Here is a 17,028-nt window from a genome sequence, read left to right as displayed (position 1 = left end):
TCAGTCGCGGGAAAATATCTGGCTATAGGGAACCACAAGTTTCAGAAAGGGAAGCGACACGTCGTCAGGCTTGAATGGCGTGTCGATCCAATTCCTTCCCTGACGCTGGCTGGTAGCCACTAGCTCGCTCTCCGGATCGACAAACACAATGGTATCGATGCTGGAGATCGCCCGATATTCCTGCTTCTTGACCGTGAAATCGATATCGCGGGTGGACGGCGACAGCACCTCGAATATTACGCGGGGCGCGGACAGGTAGATGTCCTCGCCACAGTCTCCCGGACTTCCGCGATCTATCGTTACGTCGGGATAACGCACGGATAAATCATGCGTTTGCACTGACATATCTGACCCGTAAGGCCGACAACCGGAACCGCGCAGCGCCGTCATCAGAAATGCGATGAGGTTCGCCTGGATTCTGGCATGGTCACGGGTGCCGCCCGCCATCATGCGAATATACCCGTTATCAAGCTCGGCCTTCAGGTCGGGGCCGAAGTCGATCTGATAGAACTCTTCGGCCGTGAGCAGCCGGGGAATGGAAAGGGCGAAAACGCTGGCCATGCCGGACGATATACGCCCGCAGTTCCAACAAACAAAGGGCCGGGGGATCGCTCCCCTGGCCCTTTGTTTGTTGGAACGGACAGCGGTGGAGCCGCTGTCTGCACGTCAGACCGGTTCAGCTTTGCCGGCCGGCCGGCCGGTTCTGATTTCGTGTCGGGCGGAGCCGTGGCTCCGCCCGTCCGAAATCAGAAGTCCATGCCGCCCATGCCGCCCATGCCGCCACCGCCGGGCATGCTCGGAGCCTTGTCCTCGGGCAGTTCAGACACGGTCGCTTCCGTGGTGATCAGCAGGCCGGCCACCGAAGCGGCGTTCTGCAGGGCGGTGCGGACGACCTTGGTCGGATCGATCACGCCGGCGGTCACCAGGTTCTCGTACGTGTCGGTCGACGCGTTGAAGCCGAACGACGTGTCGTTCTGGTCGAGCAGCTTGCCCGACACGACGGCACCGTCATGACCGGCGTTCTGCGCGATCTGGCGGACGAGGGCCGTCAGCGACTTGCGGACGATATCGATACCGCGCGTCTGGTCCTCGTTGACGCCCTTCAGGCCGTCGAGCGACTTGGTCGCGTACAGCAGCGCCGTACCGCCACCGGGGACGATGCCTTCTTCGACGGCTGCGCGGGTTGCGTGCAGTGCGTCGTCGACGCGGTCCTTGCGCTCCTTCACCTCGACCTCGGTCGAACCACCGACCTTGATCACGGCGACGCCGCCGGCGAGCTTGGCGAGACGCTCCTGGAGCTTCTCACGGTCGTAGTCGCTGGTGGTGTTCTCGATCTGCGCACGGATCGCCTCGGTGCGGCCCTTGATCGAATCGGCTTCACCCGCACCGTCGATGATGGTGGTGTTGTCCTTGTCGATCGTGACGCGCTTGGCGGTGCCGAGCATGCCGACGGTCACGTTCTCGAGCTTGATGCCGAGGTCTTCCGAGATCATCTCGCCCTTGGTCAGGATCGCGATGTCTTCCAGCATCGCCTTGCGACGATCGCCGAAACCGGGAGCCTTGACCGCTGCGACCTTCAGGCCGCCGCGCAGCTTGTTGACGACGAGCGTGGCGAGAGCCTCGCCCTCGATGTCCTCGGCGATGATGAGCAGCGGGCGACCCGACTGGACGACGGCTTCCAGGATCGGGAGCATCGCCTGAAGGTTCGACAGCTTCTTCTCGTGGATCAGGATGTACGGATCGGCGAGCTCGACCGTCATCTTTTCCGGGTTGGTGATGAAGTAGGGCGACAGATAGCCGCGGTCGAACTGCATGCCCTCGACGACGTCGAGCTCGAAATCGAGACCCTTCGCTTCCTCGACGGTGATCACGCCTTCCTTGCCGACCTTCTCCATCGCTTCCGCGATCTTCTCGCCGACTTCACGGTCGCCGTTGGCCGAGATGATGCCGACCTGCGCGATTTCGCTGGTGCCGGCGACGGGCTTCGAGCGCGCCTTGATGTCCTCGACGACCTTCAGGACGGCGATGTCGATGCCGCGCTTCAGATCCATCGGGTTCATGCCGGCCGCGACCGACTTCATGCCCTCGCGGACGATCGCCTGCGCCAGGACGGTCGCGGTGGTCGTGCCGTCGCCGGCGATGTCGTTGGTCTTCGAGGCCACTTCGCGCACCATCTGCGCGCCCATGTTCTCGAACTTGTCCTTCAGCTCGATCTCCTTGGCGACGGTGACGCCGTCCTTGGTGATGCGGGGAGCGCCGAAGCTCTTGTCGATCACGACGTTGCGGCCCTTCGGACCCAGCGTCACCTTCACCGCGTCGGCGAGGATGTCGACGCCGCGCAGGATGCGCTCACGCGCGTCGCGGCCGAATTTTACGTCTTTGGCTGCCATGGTGGCTACCCTTTCAAACTATCGAAGTGGAGGAAGTGGAGGCGATCGGACAGATCAGGCGACGATGCCCAGAATGTCCGATTCCTTCATGATGAGCAGGTCTTCGCCGTTCACCTTGACCTCGGTGCCCGACCACTTGCCGAACAGGATGCGGTCGCCCGCCTTCACGTCCAGCGGGGTGATCGTGCCATTGTCGGCGCGCGTGCCGGTGCCGGCGGCGACGACCTCGCCCTCCTGCGGCTTTTCCTTGGCGGTATCGGGAATGATGATCCCGCCGGCCGTCTTCTCTTCAGCCTCGACGCGGCGGACGAGAACGCGGTCGTGCAACGGACGAAAGTTCATCGCTGAGCCCTCTTTTCAGTGTGTGTGACAGATTTCTGGCACTCACCGGGGGCGAGTGCCAACGCCGGGGATATGTGCCCGACTTGATGAGTCGTCAACGGGGGAACTGGAACTATTTCGGACGGACCGGTGCCCCGGTCAGACCGAAGCCGTCCCGCGCGATCCAGCGCCACAGCAGCAATCCGGCCACCGCCGCCAGCCCGCTCGCCAGCCCGATCCAGATGCCGACGCCGCGCAGCTCCGTATAGAAGCCGAGCAGGATCGCGACGCCGAACCCGACGATCCAGTACCCGCCCGCCGCCACCAGCATCGGCACGCGCGTGTCCTGAAGCCCGCGCAGCGCGCCCGCCGCGACGACCTGCGCCCCGTCGAAAAGCTGGAACAGCGCCGCAATCGCGAGGAAGCGGATCGCCAGCGGCACCACCGCCACGTTTTCCGGTGCATTCAGGTCCAGATACGCGGACACCACCAGCCGTGGCGCGATCCACAATCCGACCGTAGTCAGCGCCATGAAGCCGATGCCCAGCACCAGTGCCGCCGCCCCGGCCCGCCCGATCCACACGCGATCGAGCGCGCCATAGGCCATGCCGACGCGGATCGTCGCGGCCTGTGCGATACCCAGCGGCACCTGAAACGACACCGCCGCGATCTGGAGCGCGACGGCGTGCGCGGCGACGTCGACAACACCGATCAGCCCCATCAGGAATGCCGCACCGCCGAACAAAGCGCCTTCGAACGTCATCGTCAGCGCGACCGGCACGCCGATCCGCACGATCTCCGCCATCCGCGACCATTCCGTTCGCCACCAGCGACCGAACAGCCGATAGCGCCGCAGCTTGCGATCGAACGTCAGGATCGCAGCATAAGCCATTGCCATCGCACAGGTCGTGACGACGCTGGCGATCGCCGACCCCTCCAGCCCCAGCGCGGGAAAGCCGGCATGACCGAACACGAGCAGCCAGTTGCCGAGGATCCCCAGCCCCAGCGCCATCGCCGTGACCGCCATTGCCCAGCCCGGTCGTCCCAATGCGGAGGCGGCGTTGCGCATCACCACGGACGCGGTGAACGGCACCATCGCGAACAGCAATATGTCGAGGAAAGCCCCCGCGCGAACGGCGACCGCGGGGTCCTGATGCGCCAGCCGGAACAGCGTCTCACCGTTCGCCAGCAGCAGCATGAACGGCACGCTCGCCGCGACCGCCAGCCACATCGCCATGCGGAACGTGCGCCGCACCTCCCGCACCGCATGACGCCGCCGTCCCAGCTCCGCCGCCATCACCGGCGCGGCCGCGCCGACCAGACCCAGCAGCGCGAACGAGATGATGCTGTAGAGGTATACGCCCAGCGTCGCCGCCGCGAACTCCACCGTGCCGAGCCGCGCGACGAAGATCACGTCGACGGCATAGACGCCCATCTGCAACAGGTTGGCCGCCACCAGCGGCGCGGCGAGCCCCAGCGTCGCGCGCATCTCCCCCGCCCACGTCGCGGGGGCCGCGGTGGCGGGGAGAGTGACAGGCGCGTGCATGGTGGCGGCTGTACCCAGATGCTCGCGTCGACGCCATGCCGCGCCTCCCGGCGATTGCCGGTAAGCCGCGCCGCGAAGATTGGCCGACCGGCTAAGTTTGCCGCCGTGTCGATCCCGACCTTCCTCGCCGAGCCGCCCGAATCCGTTGCCAGCCCACGCGCCATCCTCTAGCCGTGTTAGTCATGACAGACACCACCGCGCCGCAGCCGTCCTTTTCCGATGGCCGCCCCTCGTTCACCGACGGCAAGCCACGCCGGCGGCGCGGTGGCTGGCGGCTGGTGCGCGGCGCGTGGAAGCTGCTGGTGGCGGTCAAGGACCTGCTCGTCCTGATCCTGCTGCTGCTGTTCTTCGCCGTCCTGTTCGCCGCGCTGACCGCCCGGCCGGGTACGAAGGCGATCGGCAGCGGCGCGCTGCTGCTCGACCTCGACGGCTCGGTCGTGGAGCAGCCCGAGGAGCCAGCGGCGTTCGCCGCCCTGTCGGGTCAGGCGACCACGCGCCAGTTCCGGCTGCGCGACGTGCTGCGGGCGATCGACACGGCGCGGACCGATGCGCGGGTCAAAGCGGTCGTCCTCGACCTCGACCAGTTCTCAGGCGCCTACCCTGCCGCACTCGGCGAGATGGCGGATGCGCTGGTTCGCGTGCGGCAGTCGGGCAAGCCGGTGCTGGCCTACGCGACCGCCTATACCGATGGCAGCTACCGGCTGGCGGCGGCGGCGAGCGAAGTCTGGGTCGATCCGATGGGCGGCGCATTGTTTCAGGGTGCGGGCGGAACCCAGCTCTATTACAAGGGGCTGATCGACAAGCTCGGCGTCAACACGCATGTCTACCGGGTCGGCCGCTACAAATCGTTCGTGGAGCCGTACACCCGCGCCGACCAGAGCCCGGATGCCCGCGCCGCATCGCAGGCGCTCTACGGATCGCTGATGGAGCAATGGGTGCGGGGCGTGGTCCAGGCCCGTCCGAAAGCGCAGGCGGCCCGCTTCCTCGCCGATCCGCAGGCGGCGGTGCTGGCGACCGGCGGCGACGTCGCGAAGGCGAACCTCGCACTGGGGCTGGTCGACCGGCTCGGCGACCGCATCGCATTCAACAAGCGTGTCGCGGCGCTGGTCGGCGGCGACAGCACCAAACCCGCGATCGGCTTCGCGAACATCGGCTACGACGCGTGGATTGCCGCCAATCCGATGCCGACCACCGGCGACGCGATCGGCATCCTGACCGTGGCGGGCAACATCGTCGACGGAGAGGCCGGCCCCGGCACGGCGGCGGGCGACACGATCGCCAAGGCGATGCTCGACGGTCTCGCCACGAAGAACCTGAAAGCGGTCGTGCTGCGCGTCGACTCGCCGGGCGGTTCGGCGCTGGCATCGGAGCGCATCCGGCTGGCGGTGCTGGAGGCGAAGAAGCGCGGACTGCCGATCGTCGTATCGATGGGCGGCCTCGCCGCGTCCGGCGGTTACTGGGTATCGACGGCGGGCGACACCATCTTCGCGGAACCGAACACGATCACCGGCTCGATCGGCATCTTCGGCATCATCCCGACGTTCGAGGCGACGCTGGCGAAGATCGGCGTGACGACCGACGGCGTCCGCACGACGCCGCTGTCGGGCCAGCCCGACGTGTTCGGCGGCACCACGCCGATGCTCGATACCATCCTTCAGGCGGGCATCGAACATGGCTATCGCGAGTTCATCGGCCGCGTCGCGAGCGCGCGTCGGATGACGCCCGCCCGCGTCGACGAGATCGGTCAGGGCCGCGTCTGGGACGGCGGCACCGCCCGTCAGCTCGGGCTGGTCGACCGGTTCGGCGGGCTGGGCGATGCGGTGGCCGAAGCCGCCCGCCGTGCAAAGCTCGATCCCGCCAAGGTCCGGACCGTCTACCTCGAAAAAGAGCCGGGCTGGGCCGCGCAACTGGCGCAGGCATGGAACGACAGCGAGCGCGACGATACCGCCGGCGGCGACGCCTTCGCGCGGATCGCCACGCAGCAGCGCGCGATGCTCGGGCAGGCACTCGGCGACATGAAGCGGCTGGCGAGCGGTGGATCGATCCAGGCACGGTGTCTGGAATGCGGTGGCCTCGGCCCCAGCACGGGTGCGGCGGGCGACGCCAGGCTGCTCGATCTGGTGCTCGCGCGGTTCGGACTTTGAGGATCGCGGCGTGATCGCGATCCGGGCAGCGACCTCGGCGGACGCGGGCGTGATCGCCGCGATCTATGCGCCGCACGTGCTGGTGGGCACCGCCTCGTTCGAGGAGGAGGCCCCCGACAGCCGTACCATGGCGCGCCGGATGGCGGCGAGCGACGGGCTCTACCCATGGCTGGTCGCGACGCAGGGGCCGGAGGGCACCGGCATCCTCGCCTATGCCTATGCCACCGCCTTCCACCCGCGCGCGGCCTATCGCTGGGCGGTGGAGACGACGATCTACGTCGCCGACGCGGCGCAGCGTCAGGGTGCCGGTCGGTTGTTGTACGAGGCGCTGGTGGATACGCTGGCGGCGCAGGGCTTCACGCAGGCGATCGCCCGCATCGCGCTCCCCAACACCGCCTCGATCGGGCTGCACGAAACCACTGGCTTTCGCGGCGCGGGCGTCCAGCGGGAGGTCGGGTTCAAGCACGGCCAGTGGATCGACGTCGGCCTGTGGCAGCGCGAACTGGCGCAACCCGCCACCCCGCCCGCCGAGCCGCGACCATTCGCGGATGTCGGCATAGTGCGGGGCTAGATCAGCCGACCGTCACCACCAGCTTCCCGATCGCCCCGCGCGCCGCCATCTTGGCAATGGCGTCGCCGCCGCGCTCCAGCGGGAACGTCTCCGTCACCCGCGGCGAGATGCGGCCTTCTTCCCACAATTGGAACAGCGTCGCGACATGCGCCGCGTTCGCCGCTGGATCGCGCGCGGCGAAGGCTCCCCAGAACACGCCGCACACATCGCAGCTTTTCAGAAGCGTCAGGTTCAGCGGCAGCTTCGGGATACCGGCCGGGAAGCCGACGACCAGATACCGTCCCTGCCACGCGATCGACCGCAGTGCCGGTTCGGCATAGTCGCCGCCGACCGGATCGTAGATCACGTCCGCCCCGTCCTTGCCGACCGCTGCCTTGAACTGTTCCGCCAATGCCTTCGACTGGTCCTTGTCGAACGGCGCCCGCGCGTAGATCAGCACCTCGTCCGCGCCTGTGGCCCGCGCCGCCTCCGCCTTCTCCGCCGACGACACCGCCGCCACGACCCGCGCGCCGAACGCCTTGCCGAGTTCGATCGCGGCCAGCCCGACGCCGCCCGCCGCGCCCAGCACCAGCAGGGTCTGCCCCGCCTGCAACCGTCCGCGATCCAGCAGTGCGTGGATCGTCGTGGCATAGGTCAAGAGCAGGGCCGAACCCTCGGCGAAGCTGCGTCCGTCCGGCAGGCGATAAAGGCGCGCGACATCGACCACCGCCTTCTCGGCGAGGCCGCCGTTGCCGATCATCGCCAGCGCCCGGTCGCCGACCTGCCAGTCTCCCGCAGCGTCGCCCACCGCCGCGATCGTGCCGGCGATCTCGCCACCCGGTGCGAAGGGGCGTTGCGGCTTGAACTGGTATTTGTCCTCAATGACGAGGACGTCCGGATAATTGATCGCGCAGGCGCGGATATCGATCACGACCTGTCCCGGACCCGCCACCGGATCGGGCGCATCGGCCAGTTCCAGAGTTTCAGGTCCGCCCGGCGTCCGCGACAACAATGCCTTCATATCCGCGTTTTCCCTCTACCCAGGGGCGCGTGCCGGCGGCAGCGCCTTCGAATTTCGAAATCTGGGTATCTCTTGCCAGTGTCAGGCCGATCTCGTCCAGCCCCTCCATCAGGCAACGGCGGCGAAACGGGTCGAGGTCGAAGGGGAAGCGATCCTGATAGGGGGTGGTGACGGTCATCGTCTCCAGATCGACGGTCACGTCCTGATCGACCGCGGTTTCCAGCAGGCGGTCGATCGCCTCCTGCGGCAGCACCACGGGCACGATGCCATTCTTGACCGCATTGCCGGAAAAAATGTCGGAGAAACTGGGCGCGATCACGGCGGTGATGCCCATGTCGGCCAGCGCCCAGGCGGCATGTTCGCGACTGGAGCCGCAGCCGAAATTGTCGCCCGCGATCAGGATCGGCGCCCCCGCATAGCGCGGATCGTCGAACAGATTGTCCGCCTGTGCGCGCACCGTCTCGAACGCGCCACGGCCAAGGCCGACGCGCGAGATCGTCTTCAGCCAGTGCGCCGGGATGATGACGTCGGTATCGACATTCTTCGCGCCCCACGGATAGGCGCGGCCCGATACCGTCGTGACCGCCCGCATCAGCGGCCGCGCTGCTGCTGCACCGCGGGTCGGGCGATGCTGGCGCCGTAAGCCGCGAACCCGCTGACCAGCGTGCCGACCACCAACAGCGCAAGAACCTTCTTCATGACGTCACTCCCCGATCTCGTTATCGCCGCGCCTCATGAGGTCGCGCACGTCCGCCAGCCGCCCGGTCACCGCCGCCGCCGCCGCCATCGCCGGCGACAACAGGTGAGTGCGCGCACCCGGCCCCTGCCGTCCGACGAAATTGCGGTTGGAGGTGGAGGCGCAGCGTTCGCCCGGCGGCACCTTGTCCGGGTTCATCGCCAGGCACATCGAACAGCCCGGCTCCCGCCACTCGAACCCCGCACCGACGAAGATGCGGTCGAGGCCCTCGGCCTCCGCCTGACGCTTCACCAGACCCGACCCCGGCACGACCATCGCCCGCACGCCGTCCGCGACGCAGCGACCGTCTGCGACGGCAGCGGCGGCGCGCAGATCCTCGATCCGGCTGTTCGTGCAACTGCCGATGAAGACGTGCTGGACGCCGACGTCCTGCATTGCGGTGCCGGGCGCTAGGCCCATGTAATCCAGCGACTTGCGCGCCGCGTCACGCTTGGCCGGATCGGCGAAGCTGTCGGGATCGGGTACCGAGCCGGTGATCGCGACCACATCCTCCGGGCTGGTGCCCCAGGTCAGCGACGGCGCGATATCCGTCGCGTCGAGCGTCACGGTGCGATCATAGACCGCGCCCGCATCGGACGGCAGCGTCCGCCACCACGCCACGGCCTTCTCCCAGTCGGCACCCTCCGGCGCCATCGGCCGCCCCTTCAGATAGGCGAAGGTGGTCTCGTCCGGCGCGACGAGGCCGGCGCGCGCGCCGCCCTCGATCGACATGTTCGCCATCGTCAACCGGCCCTCGATCGACATCGCGCGCACGATCTCGCCCGTATATTCGACGACATAGCCGGTCCCGCCCGCCGCGCCGATCCGGCCGATGATCGCGAGGATCACGTCCTTGGGACTGACGCCGAAGCCCAGAGATCCGTCGACGCGGATCTCCATCGTCTTCGACTGTTGCAGCAGCAGCGTCTGCGTGGCGAGCACATGCTCCACCTCCGACGTGCCGATCCCGAACGCCAGCGCACCGAGCGCCCCGTGCGCGGACGTGTGGCTGTCGCCGCACACCAGCGTGGTGCCGGGCAGCGTGAAGCCCATCTCCGGCCCGACCACGTGCACGATCCCCTGCTCCGCCGCCGTCGCATCGATATAATCGATACCGAACTCGGCGGTATTGCGGCGAAGCGCGTCGAGCTGCTGCGCGCTTTGGGGATCGGTGATCGGCAGCAGCCGACCGTCCGGTCCGATCCGGGGCGTCGTCGGCAGGTTATGATCCGGCACCGCCAGCGTCAGTTCCGGCCGGCGCACGCGGCGCCCCGCCACGCGCAGCCCCTCGAACGCCTGCGGACTGGTGACCTCGTGGACGAGATGACGGTCGATATAGATCAGGCAGGTGCCGTCGTCGCGCCGTTCGACGACGTGCGCGGCCCAGATCTTCTCGTACAGGGTGAGCGGACGACTGGCCATGATTGCGCGGCGTTAACCCAAAGCAGCCGGGTCGCCAAGGCCGATGCCGGTGAGTTGTCCCTCACCCCGCGCAATGACAGCTATGCGCCTGACGCCTGATCCGCGCCCGTCCGGTGATCCTCGACGACCGAACCACAGGCCAGCAGTTCCGCTTCGTGCCCCGCCTCGCGCCAGTCCTCCGCCAGCGCCGCCGCTTCCCATTCGCGCGCCGCGGGATGACCGAGCACCCGCTCCACCCATCCCTGCCCGGCTGCACCGACATCGATGCCATAGGTGCGGACGCGGTACGCGACCGGCGCATAGAAGGCATCGACGGCGGTGAAGTCCGACCCCGCCAGCCATGGCCCGCCGAACCCCGACAGCCCCTCGGCCCACAACTCGGCGATACGCGCCGCGTCTCGCTCCAGCGCCGCCGATCCAGGCATCGCCGCGACGCGAACGCCGATGTTCATCGTCCGCTCGTTACGCAACGCCGAAAAGCCGCCGTGCATTTCCGCCACCGCGCTCATCGCCCACGCGCGGGCAGCTTCGTCACACGGCCAGACGCCCTCATGCCGCTCCGCCAGGTACAGGACGATGCCGAGCGAGTCCCAGACGGTGCGCTCGCCGTCGATCAACACCGGCACCTGCCCGGTCGGCGAGAAGGCGCGGAACGCCTCGTAATTCTCGGGCGCGGCGAACGGCTCGATCCGGTCCGCGAACGGAATGTCGAGCGCCCGCATCAGCAGCCACGGGCGCAGCGACCAGCTCGAATAATTCCGGTTCGCGGTGACCAGCGTGTAGGTCATTCCGTATAGGCCGCCGTGGTCCTCGCCCGCACGTCTTCGGCCGTCACGCCGGGCGCACACTCGATCAACCGGAACGGGCTGTCGTGATCCGGCCGCTGGAACACGGCAAGATCGGTGACGATCATGTCGACCACGTCCTTGCCCGTCAGCGGCAGCGAACAGGACGGGATGAACTTGGGATCGCCGTTCTTCGACGTATGCTCCATCACGACGATGATCTTCTTCACGCCGGCGACGAGGTCCATCGCTCCGCCCATACCCTTAATCATCTTGCCGGGGATCATCCAGTTGGCGATGTCGCCGTCCTGACTGACCTCCATGGCACCCAGCACGGTCAGGTCGATATGCCCGCCGCGGATCATCGCGAAGCTGTCCGCGCTGCTGAAATAGACCGACGAGGGCAGCTCGCTGATCGTCTGCTTGCCGGCATTGATGAGGTCGGGGTCCTCCTCCCCCTCATAGGGGAACGGCCCGATGCCGAGCATCCCGTTCTCCGACTGGAGCGTCACCGTCATGCCCGCGGGAATGTTGTTGGCGACCAGCGTCGGGATGCCGATCCCCAGATTGACGTAGAACCCGTCCTCCAGTTCCTGCGCGGCGCGCGCGGCCATCTGGTCGCGGGTCCAGCCCTTCACGTCCTCGGACATCAGTTCAGCTTCCCTTCCTGAATGGTTTCGATCGCACCGAACTGTTCGCGCAATTGCCGCCCCAGCCCGTCGACGATCGCCTGCAGCGCGGCGTCCTCGCCGATCGCCCACGTCCCGGCATAGGCGCGCGCGGCGTGACGGATCGTGTCGGCCATCAGATAGCCGAACACCGTCGGGTCCTCCAGCAGATGCGCGGCGATCCACACGCTCGCGCCGCCATTGTTCGTGATCCAGATGCGCGCGACCTCCGCGGCATCGGCGATCAGCACGTCGCCATCCTCCAGCGAGATTTCGCCGGGGTGGGCCGGCGTACTCACGCCGCCTCGCGCGGGCGGGTCAGGCGGAACTCGATCTTCTTGTCGTACGGCGCGCCGACGATCATCCGCTTCACGTAGATACCCGGCAGGTGGATCGCATCGGGATCGAGCGAGCCGACCGGCACCACCTCCTCGACCTCCGCGACGCAGATGCGGCCGGCGGTCGCCATCGGATGGTTGAAATTGCGTGCTGTCTTGCGGAAGATGAGGTTGCCCGTCTCGTCCGCCTTCCACCCCTTGATGATCGACAGGTCGGCGCGGATGCCGCGTTCGAGGATGTAATCCTGTCCGTCGAAGGTCTTGACCTCCTTGCCCTCGGCCACCTGCGTGCCGACGCCGGTCTTGGTGTAGAAGCCCGGAATGCCCGCGCCGCCGGCCCGGCACCGCTCCGCCAGCGTCCCCTGCGGGCAGAACTCCACCTCCAGCTCACCGCTCAGGTACTGGCGCTCGAACTCCTTGTTCTCGCCGACATAGCTGGAGATCATCTTCCTGACCTGCCGCGAGCGCAGCAGCTTGCCGAGGCCCTCGTTATCGATGCCGGCATTGTTGCTGGCGATCGTCAGGTCCTTGACGCCCGATGCCTGGATCGCGTCGATCAACCGTTCCGGGATGCCGCACAGGCCGAATCCGCCCGCGCAGATCGTCATGCCGTCGTGCAGCAGGCCGTCAAGCGCCGCGCCCGCATCCGGATAAAGCTTCCGCATCCCGCAATCCTCCTGATCCTGCGCGGGAGCGATAGGCGGCGCGGCCGCCGCCGGTCAACGCGGCATGGCGCATTGACTTTCGCCCCCGAACCGTTAGTGGCACCCCCGCATCCGGCAGGTTCGCCCGCCGGATTCCGTCCTAGACAGCAGGTGCTGGGGATTTGCCCGGCTTAATCCCCTGCCGAGACGGGGATAGGTTTTCGCCTGCCGCTTTCCATGCGGCCGGTCCTCCATTCCCTCGTCGACTGGACAAGCCGGTGCGCGTCGCGTGCCGGTGGTAACCGGACATGGCCTTCGGGGCATGTCCAAACGTGGAGAATGGCATGGATCGGACTGAAAAGGCCGCGGCCGTCGCCGAGTTGAACCGTAACTTTGCCGAAGTCGGCGTGGTCGTCGTGACCCGCAACCTCGGCATGACCGTCGCACAGTCCACTGTGCTGCGGAACAAGATGCGGGACGCCGGCGCGACCTACAAGGTCTCGAAGAACAAGCTTGCCAGGATCGCGCTCGACGGGACCGACTATGGATCGATCGGCGATATGCTGACCGGCCCCGTCGCTCTCGCTTCCTCGATCGACCCGGTCGCCGCAGCCAAGGTTGCGGTGGACTTCGCGAAGACGAACGACAAGTTCGAAATCGTGGGCGGTGCGATGGGCTCGACGCCCCTCGACGTCGCGGGCGTTCAGGCACTCGCCACGCTGCCGTCGCTGGACGAACTGCGTGCCAAGATCGTCGGCCTCATCGTGGCACCCGCCACGAAGCTGGCAACGATCACGCAGGCTCCCGCGGCACAGATCGCACGCGTGCTGTCCGCCTATGCGGAGAAGGAGGCGGCGTAAGCCGTCGACGCATTTCCTGGTTTCAATCGTACTTTGGGGGCCGATGCCCCCGCATGGAGAATACACATGGCAGACCTGAACGCGCTCGTTGAGAGCCTGAGCGAACTGACCGTCCTGGAAGCAGCCGAGCTGTCGAAGCTGCTCGAAGAGAAGTGGGGCGTTTCGGCCGCAGCAGCGGTCGCAGCTCCGGCAGCAGCCGGCGGCGCAGCCGCACCGGCGGTTGAAGAGCAGACCGAGTTCGACGTGATCCTGACCGGCGACGGTGGCAAGAAGATCAACGTCATCAAGGAAGTCCGCGCGATCACCGGCCTGGGCCTGACCGAAGCGAAGGCTCTCGTCGAGGGCGCGCCGAAGGCCGTCAAGGAAGGCGTAAACAAGGACGAGGCCGCGAAGCTGAAGGCTCAGCTCGAGGCCGCCGGCGCGACCGTCGACGTCAAGTAAGCCGCAGTCAGGATCGTGCTGGCGAGCCAGCACGATCCCGACAAGGCCGGCCGGCGGCGCAACGCGCCGTCCACGACATGGGCTTCGCCCATGTCCGCCACCGGCCCAGCGACCGACAAAAGGGGCGGCTCCGCACGGGGCCGCCCCTTTTTTCGTTCATGCGCCCGTCATGCCGACTACAACGGCTCTGCTGCCTTGCTCATGAGCGGGAGCCACGATGCACCCCGTCGCCCGCAAAACACCCAGCTAAAGCAACACGCGCCCGGACAGCCCTTCCTTCTCCGCGGCACGGCTGCTATCGCCGCCCCAAACCCACCGTACAGTCCCCGCGCCCGCGGCTTCGCCGCCTTCGCTCCGCGCCGGGACGACAGGCAAAGGACGCTTATGACCGCCATCGGCCAGGACACGCTGAACACCCGCTCCACGCTCACCGCCGGCGGCAAGTCCTATGATTATTACAGCCTGTCCAAGGCCGCGGAGCAGCTGGGCGACATCAGCCGCCTGCCCTTCTCGATGCGCGTCCTGCTGGAGAACCTGCTGCGTTTCGAAGACGGCGTGACCGTCACCCGCGACGATATCCAGGCGATCGTCGACTGGCAGCAGGAACGCCGCAGCGACCGCGAGATCCAGTATCGCCCGGCGCGCGTGCTGATGCAGGATTTCACGGGCGTGCCCTGCGTCGTCGATCTCGCCGCCATGCGCGACGCGATGACCGCGCTCGGCGGCAATCCGGAAAAGATCAATCCGCTCGTCCCCGTCCACCTCGTCATCGACCACTCGGTGATGGTCGACGAGTTCGGCACACCGCAGGCGTTCGGCGAAAACGTCGATCTCGAATATCAGCGGAACGGCGAGCGCTACGAATTCCTGAAATGGGGATCGAAGGCGCTCGACAATTTCAAGGTCGTGCCCCCCGGCACCGGCATCTGCCATCAGGTGAACCTGGAATATATCGGTCAGGCGATCTGGTCCTCGCAGGAGGTCGGCGACCACGCGAAGGACAGCGCGATGATCGCCTATCCCGACACGTTGGTCGGCACCGACAGCCACACCACGATGATCAACGGTCTGGGCGTCCTCGGCTGGGGCGTCGGCGGGATCGAAGCGGAGGCGGCGATGCTCGGCCAGCCCGTGTCGATGCTGATCCCCGAGGTCGTCGGCTTCAAGCTGACCGGCGAACTCGGCGAAGGCATCACCGCCACCGACCTAGTCCTGACCGTCACGCAACTGCTGCGCGCCAAGGGTGTGGTCGGCCGCTTCGTGGAGTTCTACGGCCCCGGACTGTCGACGATGACGCTGGCGGACCGTGCGACGATCGCGAACATGGCCCCCGAATACGGCGCGACCTGCGGCTTCTTCCCGATCGACGAGAAGACGATGGAGTATATGCGCCTGACCGCACGCTCCGAGGATAACATCGCGCTGGTCGAAGCCTATGCGAAGGCGAACGGCTTCTGGCGCGACGCGGATGCGCCGGACCCCGTCTTCACCGACACGCTGGAGTTGGACATGGGCACGGTGGTGCCGTCGCTCGCCGGCCCCAAGCGCCCGCAGGACAAGGTCGCGCTGACCAAGGTGGACGAGGTGTTCAACGGCGACCTCTTCAAGATCTACCACAAGGAACAGCCGCAGCGCGTCGCGGTGGCTGACCGCGACCATGACATCGGCGATGGCGACGTCGTGATCGCCGCGATCACGTCGTGCACCAACACGTCCAACCCCTCCGTGCTCGTCGCCGCCGGCCTCGTCGCGCGCAAGGCGCGCGCGCTCGGCCTGAAGCCGAAGCCGTGGGTCAAGACCTCGCTCGCCCCCGGTTCGCAGGTCGTCACCGATTACCTGAACAAGGCGGGCCTAACCGAGGACCTCGACGCGATGGGGTTCAACCTCGTCGGCTATGGCTGCACGACCTGCATCGGCAATTCCGGCCCGCTCGCCGCACCGATCTCCGCCGCCATCAACGAGAACGATCTCGTCGCCGCGTCGGTCCTGTCGGGCAACCGCAACTTCGAAGGGCGCGTGTCGCCCGACGTCCGCGCGAACTTCCTCGCCTCGCCGCCGCTGGTCGTCGCCTATGCGCTGAAGGGCACCGTCACGCAGGACATGCGCGAGACGCCGATCGGTCAGGGCACTGATGGCAACGACGTGTATCTGAAGGATATCTGGCCGACGAACGCCGAAGTCTCGTCGCTGATGACCGCCAATATCGACGACGAGATGTTCCGCTCGCGCTACGGCAACGTCTATGCCGGCGATGAGAAGTGGTCGTCGATCGACGTCACCGGTTCGGACACGTACCAGTGGCGCGCCGGCTCCACCTATGTCGCCAACCCGCCCTATTTCGAGGGCATGTCGATGACGCCGGCTCCCACGGCGGACATCATCGAGGCGAAGCCGCTGGCGATCTTGGGCGACTCGATCACCACCGACCACATCAGCCCGGCCGGCAGCATCAAGGCCGACAGCCCGGCCGGCAAGTACCTCCAGGAGCATCAGGTCAGCCGCGCCGACTTCAACAGCTACGGCGCGCGCCGCGGCAACCACGAAGTGATGATGCGCGGCACCTTCGCCAACATCCGCATCCGCAACGAGATGGTGCCAGGCGTCGAGGGCGGCATGTCGAAGTACGATGGCGAGATCATGCCGATCTACGATGCCGCCATGCGCTACAAGGCGGACGGCACGCCGCTCGTGGTCGTCGCAGGCAAGGAGTACGGCACCGGCTCGTCGCGCGACTGGGCGGCGAAGGGCACCAACCTGCTCGGCGTGCGCGCGGTGATCGCCGAGAGCTTCGAGCGTATCCATCGCTCCAATCTCGTCGGCATGGGCGTGCTGCCGCTCCAATTCGGCGAAGGTCTGGATCGCCAGACGCTGAAGCTGGACGGGACCGAGACGTTCACGATCCATAACGTTGCCGGCCTGCGCCCGCGTCAGGAGGTGGAGGTCACGTTGACCCGCGCCGACGGCAGCAGCGAGACGTTCGCGACCCGCTGCCGCATCGATACCGTCAACGAGCTGGAATATTTCCTGAACGGCGGCATCCTCCAGTACGTGTTGCGCAAGCTGGCGGCGTAGATCGCAACAAGCATCGGTCGGGTTCTCACGGGCCCGACCGATGCACGCCGATGGCCGGCCCCCGGCGGGTCTTGCGCCGCGACGCGATTG

The 17,028-nt window shown here is 67.0% G+C and carries 16 protein-coding genes; 5 read left to right on the top strand and 11 right to left on the bottom strand.

The annotated features are described in order from the left end of the window. The 4 genes from ASG07_RS04060 to ASG07_RS04045 all read right to left on the bottom strand — a co-directional run bounded on the left by ASG07_RS04060 (position 1) and on the right by ASG07_RS04045 (position 4,257). Positions 1 to 561 carry a Uma2 family endonuclease gene (locus ASG07_RS04060; RefSeq protein WP_055842442.1) on the bottom strand — a complete coding sequence of 187 codons (561 nt, stop codon included), beginning with the start codon at positions 559 to 561 and terminating at the stop codon, positions 1 to 3. 185 nt (positions 562 to 746) lie between these two features. Continuing rightward, positions 747 to 2,390, bottom strand: a complete 1,644-nt coding sequence (gene groL / locus ASG07_RS04055; protein WP_055842439.1) for a chaperonin GroEL — start codon at positions 2,388 to 2,390, stop codon at positions 747 to 749. 54 nt (positions 2,391 to 2,444) lie between these two features. Further along, the gene (gene groES / locus ASG07_RS04050; RefSeq protein ID WP_055842436.1) at positions 2,445 to 2,732 is read right to left on the bottom strand and encodes a co-chaperone GroES; all 288 of its coding nucleotides are present in this window, start codon (positions 2,730 to 2,732) and stop codon (positions 2,445 to 2,447) included. Positions 2,733 to 2,844: 112 nt separating this feature from the next. Next, positions 2,845 to 4,257 carry an MATE family efflux transporter gene (locus ASG07_RS04045; protein WP_055842433.1) on the bottom strand — a complete coding sequence of 471 codons (1,413 nt, stop codon included), beginning with the start codon at positions 4,255 to 4,257 and terminating at the stop codon, positions 2,845 to 2,847. A 182-nt stretch (positions 4,258 to 4,439) separates the two neighbouring features. Here ASG07_RS04045 and sppA point away from each other — a divergent pair, with 182 nt between their 5' ends. Both sppA and ASG07_RS04035 read left to right on the top strand, forming a co-directional pair. After that, entirely contained in the window at positions 4,440 to 6,401 is a 1,962-nt protein-coding gene (gene sppA / locus ASG07_RS04040; RefSeq protein ID WP_082474460.1) for a signal peptide peptidase SppA, read from the top strand. Between the two features lie 10 nt (positions 6,402 to 6,411). Further along, positions 6,412 to 6,972, top strand: a complete 561-nt coding sequence (locus ASG07_RS04035; RefSeq protein ID WP_055842431.1) for a GNAT family N-acetyltransferase — start codon at positions 6,412 to 6,414, stop codon at positions 6,970 to 6,972. A gap of 1 nt (position 6,973) precedes the next feature. Here the strand turns inward: ASG07_RS04035 and ASG07_RS04030 are convergent, their stop codons facing one another. From ASG07_RS04030 to ASG07_RS04000, 7 genes are all read right to left on the bottom strand, one after another. Continuing rightward, positions 6,974 to 7,972, bottom strand: coding sequence for an NADPH:quinone oxidoreductase family protein (locus tag ASG07_RS04030; RefSeq protein ID WP_201780942.1), 999 nt, complete (start codon positions 7,970 to 7,972; stop codon positions 6,974 to 6,976). Continuing rightward, positions 7,935 to 8,564, bottom strand: a complete 630-nt coding sequence (gene leuD, locus ASG07_RS04025) for a 3-isopropylmalate dehydratase small subunit (RefSeq protein ID WP_055842424.1) — start codon at positions 8,562 to 8,564, stop codon at positions 7,935 to 7,937. Before leuD ends, ASG07_RS04030 begins: the two co-directional genes overlap by 38 nt. Before the next feature lie 111 nt (positions 8,565 to 8,675). Beyond that, positions 8,676 to 10,130, bottom strand: coding sequence for a 3-isopropylmalate dehydratase large subunit (gene leuC, locus ASG07_RS04020; protein ID WP_055842423.1), 1,455 nt, complete (start codon positions 10,128 to 10,130; stop codon positions 8,676 to 8,678). Positions 10,131 to 10,210: 80 nt separating this feature from the next. After that, entirely contained in the window at positions 10,211 to 10,918 is a 708-nt protein-coding gene (locus ASG07_RS04015) for a glutathione S-transferase family protein (RefSeq protein WP_055842420.1), read from the bottom strand. Then, on the bottom strand, positions 10,915 to 11,565 hold the full coding sequence (locus ASG07_RS04010; protein ID WP_055842417.1) for a CoA transferase subunit B: 651 nt from the start codon (positions 11,563 to 11,565) through the stop codon (positions 10,915 to 10,917). The genes ASG07_RS04015 and ASG07_RS04010 overlap by 4 nt, the downstream gene beginning before the upstream one ends. Next, on the bottom strand, positions 11,565 to 11,882 hold the full coding sequence (locus ASG07_RS04005) for a DUF5076 domain-containing protein (protein WP_055842413.1): 318 nt from the start codon (positions 11,880 to 11,882) through the stop codon (positions 11,565 to 11,567). The genes ASG07_RS04010 and ASG07_RS04005 overlap by 1 nt, the downstream gene beginning before the upstream one ends. Continuing rightward, positions 11,879 to 12,586, bottom strand: a complete 708-nt coding sequence (locus ASG07_RS04000; RefSeq protein WP_055842410.1) for a CoA transferase subunit A — start codon at positions 12,584 to 12,586, stop codon at positions 11,879 to 11,881. Before ASG07_RS04000 ends, ASG07_RS04005 begins: the two co-directional genes overlap by 4 nt. Before the next feature lie 323 nt (positions 12,587 to 12,909). Between ASG07_RS04000 and rplJ the strand changes: the two genes are divergently transcribed. From rplJ to acnA, 3 genes are all read left to right on the top strand, one after another. Next, the gene (gene rplJ / locus ASG07_RS03995) at positions 12,910 to 13,425 is read left to right on the top strand and encodes a 50S ribosomal protein L10 (RefSeq protein ID WP_055842407.1); all 516 of its coding nucleotides are present in this window, start codon (positions 12,910 to 12,912) and stop codon (positions 13,423 to 13,425) included. A gap of 66 nt (positions 13,426 to 13,491) precedes the next feature. Next, complete coding sequence (gene rplL, locus ASG07_RS03990; RefSeq protein ID WP_055842404.1) at positions 13,492 to 13,866, top strand: 50S ribosomal protein L7/L12; 375 nt, start codon at positions 13,492 to 13,494, stop codon at positions 13,864 to 13,866. A 384-nt stretch (positions 13,867 to 14,250) separates the two neighbouring features. After that, complete coding sequence (gene acnA, locus ASG07_RS03985) at positions 14,251 to 16,938, top strand: aconitate hydratase AcnA (protein ID WP_055842401.1); 2,688 nt, start codon at positions 14,251 to 14,253, stop codon at positions 16,936 to 16,938. Positions 16,939 to 17,028: the final 90 nt, after the last annotated feature.

Source organism: Sphingomonas sp. Leaf343 (genome assembly GCF_001423765.1).
GTDB lineage: Bacteria > Pseudomonadota > Alphaproteobacteria > Sphingomonadales > Sphingomonadaceae > Sphingomonas.
Note: the sequence above shows the minus strand (reverse complement) of the source record. Positions and strands in the feature narration are given on the sequence as shown.